The sequence below is a fragment of the Dyadobacter sp. genome (assembly GCF_017744695.1).
Classification (GTDB): Bacteria; Bacteroidota; Bacteroidia; order Cytophagales; family Spirosomataceae; genus Dyadobacter.
Map to the genome: position 1 here is coordinate 221610 of NZ_JAGIAS010000011.1, position 12906 is coordinate 234515.

The 12906-nt window shown below is 52.2% G+C and carries 8 protein-coding genes; 3 read left to right on the top strand and 5 right to left on the bottom strand.

What is annotated here, in order from left to right; genetic code table 11:
* Positions 1–38: 38 nt before the first annotated feature.
* The 3 genes from J7619_RS30210 to J7619_RS30220 all read left to right on the top strand — a co-directional run bounded on the left by J7619_RS30210 (position 39) and on the right by J7619_RS30220 (position 7755).
* Entirely contained in the window at positions 39–3272 is a 3234-nt protein-coding gene (locus J7619_RS30210) for a TonB-dependent receptor (protein ID WP_291208067.1), read from the top strand.
* Positions 3273–3827: 555 nt separating this feature from the next.
* Positions 3828–6731, top strand: a complete 2904-nt coding sequence (locus J7619_RS30215) for a T9SS type A sorting domain-containing protein (protein WP_291208069.1) — start codon at positions 3828–3830, stop codon at positions 6729–6731.
* A 106-nt stretch (positions 6732–6837) separates the two neighbouring features.
* Positions 6838–7755: a bestrophin family protein gene (locus tag J7619_RS30220; protein WP_291208071.1), complete on the top strand. Its 918-nt coding sequence runs from the start codon at positions 6838–6840 to the stop codon at positions 7753–7755.
* An 81-nt stretch (positions 7756–7836) separates the two neighbouring features.
* Here the strand turns inward: J7619_RS30220 and J7619_RS30225 are convergent, their stop codons facing one another.
* From J7619_RS30225 to J7619_RS30245, 5 genes are all read right to left on the bottom strand, one after another.
* Positions 7837–8685, bottom strand: a complete 849-nt coding sequence (locus J7619_RS30225) for a YncE family protein (protein WP_291208073.1) — start codon at positions 8683–8685, stop codon at positions 7837–7839.
* 127 nt (positions 8686–8812) lie between these two features.
* Positions 8813–10018: a GTP-binding protein gene (locus J7619_RS30230; RefSeq protein WP_291208075.1), complete on the bottom strand. Its 1206-nt coding sequence runs from the start codon at positions 10016–10018 to the stop codon at positions 8813–8815.
* Positions 10019–10182: 164 nt separating this feature from the next.
* Positions 10183–10983, bottom strand: coding sequence for a polysaccharide deacetylase family protein (locus tag J7619_RS30235; protein WP_291208076.1), 801 nt, complete (start codon positions 10981–10983; stop codon positions 10183–10185).
* Positions 10965–11702: a glycosyltransferase family 2 protein gene (locus J7619_RS30240; RefSeq protein ID WP_291208078.1), complete on the bottom strand. Its 738-nt coding sequence runs from the start codon at positions 11700–11702 to the stop codon at positions 10965–10967. The genes J7619_RS30235 and J7619_RS30240 overlap by 19 nt, the downstream gene beginning before the upstream one ends.
* Positions 11692–12840 carry a glycosyltransferase family 87 protein gene (locus J7619_RS30245; protein ID WP_291208080.1) on the bottom strand — a complete coding sequence of 383 codons (1149 nt, stop codon included), beginning with the start codon at positions 12838–12840 and terminating at the stop codon, positions 11692–11694. Before J7619_RS30245 ends, J7619_RS30240 begins: the two co-directional genes overlap by 11 nt.
* Positions 12841–12906 lie beyond the last annotated feature (66 nt).

Here is a 12906-nt window from a genome sequence, read left to right on the forward strand (position 1 = left end):
GGAAGTTTTGTTCCGTACAAATTAGCTAGTTACATGTTATGAAGCATTTTGTTTCTCTACTTTTTACATGCCTCCTCTTCGCTTCGGCAGCTTCTGCGCAGATCACGACCAGCGGGATCAGCGGGATCGTCAGCGATACCAAAAATGAAGCCCTGATCGGTGCCACAGTGCAAGCCACTTACCTGCCCACAGGGACTAAATATGCCACTGTCACCGAGCCCGACGGGCGCTACCGCATCAACAGCATGAACGCTGGCGGGCCTTACCGGATCGACGTTACCTATATCGGGTTTAAAACCACTACCCTTTCCGACATCGTTCTGCAACTGGGTGAAACGACCAGTCTGAATGTGTCGATGAACGACGAAAGCCAGACGCTCAGCGAGGTGACGGTGAAGGCCGATCGCGGCGGTGAACGCGAAGGGGCTGGTTCCAACATCAATGCGGAGACCATTCGCCGGTTGCCTACCATTTCCAGGAGTATGACGGATATTACCCGTACCTCTCCGCAGGTAACCAACAACAACTCCTTTGCAGGAACCAACTTCCGTTACAACAATGTGACGGTGGATGGCGCCGTCAACAACGACGCGATCGGGTTCAGCCCGTCTCTGGGCGGCTCTACGGGTACCACCGGCCAACCGGGATCGAGTACGCGTACCAACCCCGTCAGCCTCGATGCGATCCAGGATATTCAGGTCGCCGTTGCACCGTTCGATGTGCGCCTGGGCAACTTTTTAGGGGGTTCGGTGAATGCCGTTACCCGCAGCGGTACCAACAAGGTGACAGGCTCGGTGTACGGCTTCGGCCGGAATGCGGCGCTCGTTACCAAATGGAATGGTGCTTCGGATGCGAAGGAAAAATTACCCAGCACGTTCTATGAATACCAGACCGGCGCCCGTGTGGGATTACCCCTCATCAAGGACAAGCTGTTTTTCTTCACCAATGAGGAAGTCACTCGCCGCCAGGACCCTGTTCAGTTCCAGGCCGGTACCGCTTCCTCGCTCATCAAGGATGCGAGTGTGGCGGAGAAGATCAGTGATTTTGTCAAAACCAACTACGGGCTCGATGCAGGTTCGTACGGCAACTATTCTATCTATTCTAAAAGCACCAAGTTCTTCAACCGCGTCGATTGGAATATCAATGCGAAACACCAGCTTTCGCTCCGGAACAATACCGTGTTTTCCGAAGCTACCAATCTCGAACGCGACTCGCAGAATTTCCGCTTCGGAAGTATCGATTTCAAGCAGCATAACAACCAGAGCAGCACGGTTGCCGAGTTGAAAAGCCAGTTTGGCGGCCGCTCTTCCAACAGCCTCATCGCGGGGTATTCCGTCATTCATGATTACCGCAACACGTTGGCGAACGTCCGGACCTTCCCGCAGGTTGAGATCGGCTACAATGGGGGTACCATTTTCCTCGGCAATGACCGCGAAGCATCCGTTTTCAACCTGAAACAGAAGACGTTCGAGTTGACCGACAACTTTACTTTTTATGTGGGCAAAAATACCTTCACGGTCGGCACGCATAACGAGTTTTACACCATCGACTACGGTTTTGTCAACTCCCCGAACGGCCGGATCTCTTACAGCAACCTCGACCAGTTTCTTGGCAATGGTACCCCCGACGGCAAAACACTCCCTAACCGCGTGCGTGGCTCCTATCCGTTCAACGACCCGACCAACAACCTGGACAACCAGTTCAACAATCCGTATGCGCATTTCAACGTAAACTTGCTGAGCGCCTATATTCAGGACGATATCGAGCTGAGCAGTCGTTTTAAAATCACGCCAGGTATCCGCCTCGATTATTCGGGATTGCCTAAAAAGCCTGCATTGAGTCCGTTGGTGAATGCCGCCGCGACCGACCCGGGCTACGGAAGCACTTACACCTATACCCCTCTGAACCAGATCCACAACAAATACCTGAACAATGTACAGGTATCACCGCGCCTGGGCTTCAAGTATGATGTCAAAGGTGATAAGAGCATCATCATCCGGGGCGGAACCGGGCTCTTTACCGGACGTATTCCTTTCGCCTGGCTCGGTTATGCATTCTACAACAACGGCGTTGGCTATGGGGCATATGATTTCAACAACAATGCAGCGGCGGCAACCAAGCTCGTGGGCGACCCGCTTGTACCGAATGGCGGTGTGCTGATCAACAACAATCCGGCCAACGGAGGCGTGAAACGCACCCAGGTGGATTTGATCGACAATAACTTTAAAATGCCCCAGATGTTCCGCAGCAACCTGGCAGTGGATTACACAGTGGATGGCTACAAGTTTACATTGGAAGGGCTGTATACCAAAGTAATCCAGGACTTGAAATTCCAGCAGGTAAACACCAAAGACGTGGTCCGCTATTACAGCTACGACACGCAGCAGCAGCAACCTATTTATGTAGCCGCCAACGGGTCGGCGGGCGCGCAGCGGATCGATAACAACTTCGCGAACGCGTATATGCTCTCGAATACCAGCAAAGGCCACCGTTACAGCCTCACGGCGCAAGTACAGAAGGCTTTCCCGATGGGCTTCGGCTTCTCGGCCGCGTACACATACGGAAAATCGTACGACATTACCAACGGTATCCGCAATTCGATGGAATCCAACTGGCAGTTGAACCAGTCGCTCAGCCCGAACGACCCGAAACTGGCCTATTCGAACTTCGATATCCGAAACCGCATTGTGGGTAGCATTAACTACCGCGCTACCTGGAACCCTAGAAACGCAACCACCGTGACGCTCTTCTATGCACTGCAATCGGGCACGCCGTATTCGTGGGGATATGTGAACACGACTATCGACGGAACCGGACAGGCCAACAGCCTCGCCTATATTCCGAAAGACCTCTCCGAAGCGCAAAAACTGATCCCGACCGGCACGCAGGCCGCGGATTTTATGGCCTTTGTCGATTCAGATTCTTATCTCAAAACCCGGAAGGGCAATTTTACGGAACGTAATGGAGGCCGCACACCGTGGAATAACACCGTCGATCTGCGCTTCATGCACGAGTTTAAGCTCAAAGGAGAACAGTCGATCCAGATCACTTACGATATCCTCAACTTCCTGAATCTGGTGGACAAAAAACTGGGGTACGTATATTTTTCACCGAACACATTCAACTCGACGGCGTCCGTCGGCCTGGCTCGTGCCACCAACCCGACCACGGGTGACCCTACCTTTACCTGGACCAGACCAGGCAAACCCTATTCAATCGACCCGCTTGCTTCCCGTTGCCAGATGCAGATCGGCGCGCGGTATACATTCTGATGGGTTGTTAAAAACTTATAATTGGTGTCAAATTTTAAAAAGGCCGGAGGCATTTGCCACCGGCCTTTTTGCGTTGACGGACGTCCGTTACCTATTTTTACACGCTTACCCGGCGAAACTCCTCATGCGAGACGAACCATCTCGCAAACCCCGTCGTAACTTCTGCAAAATGCCCCTAGCTCGTTCCTGATGAGGTTTTGTAGTAGCATTTCAAGGTACCCCGAAGGCATTTGATCGGACGAAATCCTCCCCCCGCAAAGCCGGTATTACACCCCAGGAAATAGCCATTGTCACCCCAAAAAGCCAAATCCGCCCGGCTGAAACGGCTATACTTGCGAAGTAATACGAAGGACACTTATGATTCCCCAAAAGCCCCCTCATAAAGATTCTGCGTAATTATTCGAAGGCGATAAATGGTTTGTAGTAGTATCTAAATACTACGGCCAGAGCCTAAAAAGCACCCAGGTAAATGATCAGAAAGAGAACCTTCCGTGAGCCCGCTCCCGGCCGGCATTGCCTTGTATTTTCCATAACCAAACACCCTCATAAATAGCTATGCAAATAGAATTTACGTTTAAACACTTCGCAAAACAATTTTCCAGGCGATGGCTCTCGTTGCCAGGTATCCTGATACTAGTCATAACCGTTTTCTCAGGCGCAAACCGTGCACATGGTGAAGGATCGGGAGCCTGGGGCGTGACCGACAACCGGCAAGCCAACCTGTTTGTACCTTCCACATCTTCATCGGGTGGAGGCAATACCGGATACGTGACCAGAGGCTTCATGATGCTTGCGTCCAACACAGGCACGGCCAGCACGCCGTACAATCCTGCACACCGTATGTACGTGTGGGTTAAGGCAGACGAAACTGTATTTTATGGTTTCAGAACTTCCTCGGGCAGTACTACCGTTCATTTCAACTGGTACTACGACGCTTCTTCCACGGGCTATTATCCCACGGCTACGGCCGCTCCGAACAGGGTCCAGGTACAGGACCAGGATATCACCCAGGGATCAGGCAGCGCCACAGGCAGGCCGTCCAATGCAGCGGCTGCTACCGCCGGACCTTCCCAGGTCACCGGAAGCGGCTACACGGCCTATTCATTTAAAAACACAACCGGCGCCGACAGGGCTTTCTGGGTCGAAATCGGGTCGAACAATCTCGAATTCAACTATTGGGATATTACTGTGGCTTCGGGATCCGCGGGCAGCTATACCAGACAGAACGGTCGCCTCTACTGTAAATACTGGAGCATTGTGAACGATCTGCCCAGCACGGCCGGTTCGTCCAGCGCTACATCCTCCCCTGCCAACTTCGGGTTTTACATACCTATCGATAACACCTATACGCCGGCCAACGACTTCTACGTGAAGTACGCCAACTTCGGAGGCAGCAGCTCCGGCTACGCCATCTTTTTTGCCAACCTCAATGGCCCCAAGAACAACCTGACATTCGAGCAAAACCGCCGTTCGATGAATGGCTCTTCTTCCAATGCGCATTTCCCGCTATTCCTGCGTAATCCGGATGCCAGTGTGTGGCCGTCTCCACCGCTCCCGATAGCAGATTTCCAGGCCGTGTTTTCCAGGAGACCGGGCTCCACACCCGCTGCGGGCCAGGCTTCCTTCACAGTCAATATCGATAACCCTTCCATTGTCGACATCCTGATCGACCTCAACGGCAACGGTTACTACGACGGGAAAGACGTGATCCTTTCCAACGAGTACAATGCCGCGGGGACCTATCAGATTTATTGGAACGGCAAGGACAACACCGGTGCGGACGTGCCGAGCGGCACCGCGATCCACTTCGTATCCTCGCTGCTATTCTATCCGGTCCATTTCCCGATCTACGACATGGAGCAAAGCCTGGGTGTTACAATCAAACACGTGCGGCCGCTCCGGTCCGGTACCGAGCCAATCAACGACAAGCTTTACTGGGACGATTCTGACATTGCGCGGGCCAACATCCCCGGCACCAGCACGCTAAGCCCGAGAAGCGTACCCGTGAATGTGACCGGCGTATTTGGTCCGGACCATAAGTGGTGGGCCAACGGGGACAATGGTTTTAGCCAAAACAATACCATTAACACGTGGACGGGTGCTTACAACGATGAAATTGTCCGCGAACTGCTTTTCAATTACACTTCCGATGTAGATCTGGCCGTCACCAAAACGGTGTCTCCCGAAACCAGCAAGGTAGGTGAAACCGTTACCTTCACGATTCAAGCAACCAATATCCCGCTGTCGGAGAATGCGGGCAATCCTATTACCGCTACGGGCGTCATCGTGACCGATGAACTTCCGGACGGCTATACCGCTGAGCATGTCAATGTTTCCAAAGGCTCCTGGAATGAAGCCAGCAACACATGGACGATCGGCGACCTGGCTGAAAACGAAGTCGTTACCATGACGGTTACTGCCAAAGTGAATGCGACCGGCCCTTATTTGAATACCGCGATTGTGCAGGGTAACGAAAACGACGATAATCAGGAGAATAACAAAGACGACGCGACCATTACCGTCACCTATCCCCAGCCACCGAATTCAGATGACCACTCCACGTCCATCAGCAGGCCGTCTGTTGACCAGGTGATCCCGCTCAATGGTGTTACAGGGAACCCTCCTTTGTTTTCAGGCAATGATCCGGAAGACGGCACTTACGCAGGTAACACGGGTACCAATGCCAACCCGAAAGGTGTTATCATCGCTTCGCTTCCTACCAATGGGGAACTGTATTATGACGGGTCCCTGGTAACCGAGAACGAAGTGACTACCAAGAGGCTATTCACGAATCCCGCATTGTTCAGCATCAAAATGACCGGTGCCGGATATTCGAAAACCTCCGTTGAATATGCATACGTGGATGCCGACGGGCTGACCGACGCGAGCCCCGCTACCTACACCCTCACATGGGAAGGGCCATTGCCTGTAACACTCGTAGCTTTCGAAGCTGTTCCGGAAGAAAACCGGGTTCGCCTGTCATGGAAAACGGCCGAAGAAACCAATGCTTCCCATTTCGATGTGGAACGCAGCCAGGACGCTAAAACCTGGAAAAAGATTGCAGAAACCGCAGCAATAGGTGACAGCCGCGAGCTAAGCAACTACACGACGACTGACGAAGCGCCGCTTTCGGGAATCAGCTACTATCGTCTTAAAACCGTTGATCGCGACAATACCTTCGCTTACTCGCGTACCGCGAGCGTGAACCTGGGCAATACCGGGCTCGGAGTAAGGGTGTATCCCAATCCGGCTTCCAACGTCCTCCATATCAACGGCATCGATCCGAATTCGGTCAGCCACATTTCGCTGGCCACTACCAACGGGCAAGTAGTCGTGCAAATGGGTGCAGTACCCGAGAAGGGAATCGATCTCAGTCAACTTTCCAACGGTATATATCTGATTAAAATCATCACCAAAGATGGTTTACAGACTGCCCGAAAGATCGTTGTCAGCAAGTAACCTGCTCCGTGTCTCGTCAGAACGCCGCCCTGCTAACTTTTACAGTTGGTGGGGCGGCGTTTTTGGTTAGAAATTATCCGTTATTGCCAAAAAATTAGAATCCAAGATGATCCAACGAAAAAAAGAGCACTGGTTCAAGATGCTTTTTGTCTGGCACGGATCGGTACTCCCGCAACTGGTACCGCGACTGCTGCTGCTACTGCTAGTCTCAGTCCTGATCGTATTTGTGAACGGAACGCTTTATCATTACAAAATCCCTTTGAGCCCTGCACCTTTCACAATTTTCGGGATTGCATTGGCATTGTTTCTCGGGTTCCGCAACAATGCCAGCTACGACCGGTTTTGGGAAGGCCGAAAACTCTGGGGCGCATTACTGAACGACACCCGTTCGCTCGCACGCCAGGCCCTCACGCTCACGGGCTACGATCCCAAAGGCAAAGAGGTAGCTGAATTCGTCGATATGCTTATCGCATTCACCTACTGCCTGAAACATCAGCTCAGGAAAACCGATCCCTCTCCGGATATTCAACAACGACTTCCTGCTGAACTTGCCGGGATGCTGGAAAATGCACGCTTCAAACCGGTTATTTTAATGCGTGAGATGGGCATTTGGGTAAAGGAAGCCCGGAAAAACGGGCTCATCGAACCGATTTGTCAGGTAGCTATCGACGAAAACCTGAATAAACTATCCGACATTGTGGGAGGTTGCGAGAGGATTGCATCCACGCCCATTCCCTACACCTACCAGGTACTGCTTCACCGTACCGTCTATCTTTATTGCTTTCTGCTGCCTTTCGGACTGGTCGACAGTCTGGGGTGGATCACGCCTCTCATCACCGTTTTCATCGCCTATACATTTGTAGCGTTCGAAGCGATCGCGGATGAGCTGGAAGACCCTTTTGGTACCGAGCCGAATGACCTGCCACTGAACGCGATGAGTAGGATGATTGAAACGACGCTTTTGGAAACAGCCGGGAAACCGGTTCCCGATACGGCGCTACCCGACGGCTATATGCTCGATTGATTTCTGCATCAATTCAACAAAAAGGGCTGGCGAAGCACCCGAATGGTGCCTCCGCCAGCCCTCCGTCTATAAGGAAACCGTTTACTTAATAGAAACAGCCTTTACCGTATTATGGAAAAAAGTCGGAATATACAGCACCTTCGCTTTGGGATTATAGGCGAGGTCTGCTGAGTTTATCTTTTGCGGCGAAGTGTCGCTTTTGAGCTCGGTTGTTCCGTCGGCTTTCACGTACCACACTTTTCCAGCCCATTCGGTAACCACGTAGGTCTTTTTGCCCAGGCCAACGATACCGTCGATGCCGCCGGATACTTTGGCTATGGTGCTGAGCTTTTTCGTTGCCGGATCCAGGCTGAACAACGTGCCATCGCCATTGCCGATCAGCAGTTGGTTGTTTTCAAACAGTAGCCCGTTGGTACCTTTCAGCGGGTCTCCTTCCAGCACGAGGCCCATTTTCCCGCCGTTCAGCGCCCATACCTTGCCGTGGCCGGAGTCCGTAACGTATACCACGCGCTTCTTTGTATCAATGGCGATGTCGTTGAGGAACTTGGCACCTTCCACGGGGTAACGGTTCAGGATCTTGCCCGTCGCCAGATCTATTTCGGCAACCTGCGTCATTTCCGTCACATACAGCTTATCTCCCAACACGCCCATGCCTTTGGTTGAATTGAGGTTTTCTGCAAACTTCAATTTAATCACTTTTCCATCCAGACCCACTTTGGCAATGTAGCTGTTTTTGTTTTCCAGACTGGGGCCTCCGTTGATGCACGCCACGTACAGCACATTCTGACCCGGTTCAAACAAAACGCTTTCAGGCGTCCGCAATGTGGTATCGCTTTCCCAAACCGGTGTCAGCTCGACGGTTTGAGCCTGACTGGCAGATAATGTACCTGCAAAGAGACCAGCAAGCACGAAAAGTAAGGATTTTGACATGAGTAAAATGTTAAGTGTTAATAATCGTTGGCCCGATCGATGTAATAATACGCCAAACGGGCACATCGCAAATGTAGGCAGTTTCTTGATCGGGTTACACAAAAACACGGCAAAGAAACAGATTTTGTTACAGGCCCGGGAACGGATCGGCAAAGTGCATCCCCTTTTCCATAAGCCTTATTTCGTGTTCCGTGCACAGGCAGGCTTCCAGTTCCCTGGTAATCTGGCGCTGATCCATATCCTGCCCGATCAACACGAGTTCGTTCATCCGGTCGCCGAACTCGCCCCACCGTGCCTCGATAGCATCCCGGTTATCTATATACGCCTGATACCGTCTTCTTTGTTCAATGGGCATGCTCGCCCACCATACCCCCGCCGAGTCGGCCCGGACCGAGCCACCGGCCTGGCTCCAGTTGAGCGCCTGGCTGGTCCTCGACGCTAACCAGAAAAGGCCTTTGCTCCGAATGATACCCGCAGGCCAGTTTTGCTGAATGTAGTCCCAAAAACGTTTCGGATGGAAAGGCCGCGCAGCGCGGAACACAAATGAACTGATGCCATATTCCTCTGTTTCTGAGACATGACCACCATTTTCGGCCTTCTCCAGTTCACGTATCCAACCCGCATTCTGTTCGGCCTGCTGGTAGTCGAATAAACCCGTATTGACGATTTGGGTAATATCGACTTTCGAAAAACTACTCTCCACAATGCGCGCGCCCGGGTTGAGCGCCTTGATGATCGCGTGCAGCTCTTTCAGCCTTGGAAGTGTAACGAGGTCGGTTTTGTTGAGGATAATGACGTCTGCAAACTCGATCTGGTCCGTCAGCAGGTTCACAATTGTCCGGTGGTCCTGATCCTCGTTCAGTTTGCGGCTGGCCACGGTGTCCATCGACCCAAAATCCCGGGCAAAATTGAATGCATCCACGACGGTCACCATACAGTCGATCGTCGCCCAGCGCGACAGATCGATGCCGCTTTGCTCGTCCACGAAACTGAACGTCTGCGCAATGGGGACCGGCTCCGAGATACCCGTGCTCTCGATCAGCAGGTAGTCGAATCGGTTTTCTTTCGCGAGCTTCTCCACCTCGATCATCAGGTCTTCCCTGAGTGTACAGCAAATGCAGCCATTGGACATTTCAACCAGCCGTTCGTTCGTACGGCTCAGCGTGTGCTGGCCTTCCACCAGGCGGGCGTCCACATTGATCTCACTCATGTCATTGACGATCACAGCTACCTTCATTCCCTGCCTGTTGTGCAGGATATGGTTCAGCAATGTCGTTTTTCCCGCACCCAAAAATCCGCTCAGGACGGTCACAGGCATCTTTTTCCGGTTCATAAAAAAGGTTTATAATTTGCAACAATGTTGCAAATTATAAACCTTGATACATAAATGCAACTATGTTGCATTTATTGAAAACATTGCCGGTTCCAACCAGAGTGGATTCTGTGCCACATTCGGATTTATGTCGAGTTTCGTTTGCGGAGTAGAGAACCGGCATTTCAGCCCTGATTGTCCCCTTCCCATTTGTCGCAAAATGCATTGCAGGTAACAAAAGCCGCATTGCGCTTTTTCATTGCACGGATCAGCCGGTCGAGCTTCGCGGTCAGTTTATCTCCGTCCGTCTTTTTGACATAACCCGGCAGCGTGTACGCGCTCAGGTCCGCAAATTCCCAGGGGTGGAAATAGAGCATCAGGTTACCGCGCTTTCGGAGCGTGAGGCCGCACAGTCCGGCGTAAATGCGAAGCGGCAGGTTTTTAAACGACAGCCAGAACAGCGGGAAACGCAACCAGGGCGTGGTGGAGCAAGGTAGTTCGATCAACCCGTCGGTCCGGTTGGGCAGCGGGTCCTCTCCCAGCAGATTATAGCGCCCCGGGAGCCAGGTCGGGTTCAGGGACGAATCGTAGCGGAAGCCCTCCCGGCGCAATGCTGCGCGATCGAATGGTTTCAGGCGCGGCATACGGAACCCGTTCACGGTTTGCCCGCTGACAGCCTCCAATATGCTCCGCGAATCGGCGATGTCGCTCTCGCGGAACACATGCATGGGTGCGTGCACGAGGGCGTGCGAGGCGATCTCGTGTTTTTGAGCGAGTTTCCGGATCAACGCCGGATTTTCGGCGGCGAAATGCCCGGTAGTGAAGAACGTCGCGCGGATATCATGCGCGTCAAGCACGGAAAGTACGTTTTCCATGCCTCGTAGCGTCACCTGCATCTGATCCGTTTCGGACACTTTCTGACCGTATTCTTCGGGAATATCAAACTCTTCCAGGTCGAAAGTGAGCATTACGAAAGATCGTTCCATAGGCCTCCAAGGATGGTGATTCTTGCAAAATTAACCGCTTCGCGGAACAGTACTTTCATGCTGAAGTCGCTGAAAACAATAGAAGAATTGGCACAAACCTCCACCTTCTCAATTCCGATGCCCTTTCGGATGAGCTTGCGGATCAGTTCCACTTCAAAAACAAAGGTATTGGTTTTCGTCCCTTGCACTTCGGGCAATATTTCCCGGCGCAAGCCTTTGATACCCGCCTGTGTGTCGGTAATGTGTTTGTTCAGAAAAAGGCGGTTCATCAAATGCAGGCCTTTCGAAAACAGTCTTCTTTTCAGCGGGAGCTTTTTGAAATACTCGGCGCTGCGGTTTCCGTAAACAAACCAGCAATCCGGATTTTCTTCAAATATCCTCACCATTTCGACGATCGGGTCTGTGCCAAACGGGAAATCGATGTCGGTGTAAACGATGATATCACCTTCCGCCCGGAGCGTACCTCTCCGGATGGCGGAGCCTTTGCCCTCATTGACCGCATTATCGAGGAAGATCACATTCGGGATCCGGCTCAATGCAGCCACTTCAGTCCGGTCGAGACGTGTAGAGCCATCATTGGAGACAATATACTGGACAACCCTGTCCGGCAGCTTCGCATTCAGCTCCCGGATATGGGCTTCCAACGTCCCGCACCAGCCTGGCAGGGGATTGTAGCAGGGCAGCACCACGCTGAGCCCCTGCTGATTTTCAGTTTTCATGTCGATGAAGTAGTAATTGTGTTTGTAAAACCACCCACACCAGCACGCAAGGGATCACCTTGATCAGGTAAGGCTCGAAAAAGTTGCGTCGAAGAGAGGGCGGGTAAATGTCGGTCGGTGCCAGAATACAGAACACAAACACCAGGACCAGTAATATTCTCGACCAGGGCGCGAGCCGCTCGCGGTTAACGATATGAAATAGCACTACACCGGGAATAGCGATCACATAAGTAGGCGATTCGGCCGCGTGGTTGAACACGATCACCCAAAGCGAAGCATATGCAAACAAAAGCAGCCGCTCGTCAAGCGTGACGTACTGCTTTCTGAAAAAACACAGCAACCATGTAATGCCGAACAGCACCACTCCTACCAGCTGTACTTTGGTCACATCATCGGGAGAGAACGCAGGGATCCAGACTTTCAGCAGGCCCATAATCGAGAATCCGTAATTGACGGCGTGATCGGCGACCAGGATACCGTACCAGTCCTCATAAACCTGCACGAAATGATCGATCCCCGTCACCGGCAGCGGCAACAATGCCAATACGCATGCCCAGAGCACCGAATAGCCTATAAACTGCCCTTTGCGCGGATAAAACAGGAACATACCGGCGTAAATCAGTCCGTACCCTTTGATACAGAATGCCAGTAAGGGAAACAACGCTGCCCAACGGGTTTTGCCGTTCTCGAGAAAAGTAAAAGTAAGGAGGCCCAGCGCCGCAATAAGGGGGTTGGTTTGCTGCCCGTGGAGCGAGGTCACCAGCTCGAACAGGATGAACCACCAGAAGAACACCTTTTTGTCATAAGCAAGCGGCAGGCTGCGGATGGCATAGAAAAGCGCCAGCGAACAGCATATAAGCCAGAGCACAAGACTGACCGGCAGCGGCAGAAATGAGAAAGGTGCGAAAAAAATACAAAAGGAGGGATTGTAGAGGAACAAATCGAAATACTCGCGGGGATATTCCAGGTGCAGGTTCTGATGCCGGGCCAGGTGACCGAGGGCCGCTCTGAAAATCTGGAAATTATTATACTTCAACGGTCCGCCTACATAATGCTGGATGCCGATAATGACGCTCAGCAGGACATAAACAGCTAAAACAACCTTCTCACGCGAGAAGAATTCCGATACTCTTTTCATTACTCGAATGTACTTGTTAGGGATGGGTTTTGATCCAAAGATATAGCGCGGCGGATCAACGAAAAA

What these genes read in the sequence shown, in the direction of transcription:
- J7619_RS30210 (WP_291208067.1), top strand. Translation starts at nt 39, where the DNA reads ATGAAGCATTTTGTTTCTCTACTTTTTACATGCCTCCTCTTCGCTTCG.
- J7619_RS30215 (WP_291208069.1), top strand. Translation starts at nt 3,828, where the DNA reads ATGCAAATAGAATTTACGTTTAAACACTTCGCAAAACAATTTTCCAGG.
- J7619_RS30220 (WP_291208071.1), top strand. Translation starts at nt 6,838, where the DNA reads ATGATCCAACGAAAAAAAGAGCACTGGTTCAAGATGCTTTTTGTCTGG.
- J7619_RS30225 (WP_291208073.1), bottom strand. Translation starts at nt 8,685, where the DNA reads ATGTCAAAATCCTTACTTTTCGTGCTTGCTGGTCTCTTTGCAGGTACA.
- J7619_RS30230 (WP_291208075.1), bottom strand. Translation starts at nt 10,018, where the DNA reads ATGAACCGGAAAAAGATGCCTGTGACCGTCCTGAGCGGATTTTTGGGT.
- J7619_RS30235 (WP_291208076.1), bottom strand. Translation starts at nt 10,983, where the DNA reads ATGGAACGATCTTTCGTAATGCTCACTTTCGACCTGGAAGAGTTTGAT.
- J7619_RS30240 (WP_291208078.1), bottom strand. Translation starts at nt 11,702, where the DNA reads ATGAAAACTGAAAATCAGCAGGGGCTCAGCGTGGTGCTGCCCTGCTAC.
- J7619_RS30245 (WP_291208080.1), bottom strand. Translation starts at nt 12,840, where the DNA reads ATGAAAAGAGTATCGGAATTCTTCTCGCGTGAGAAGGTTGTTTTAGCT.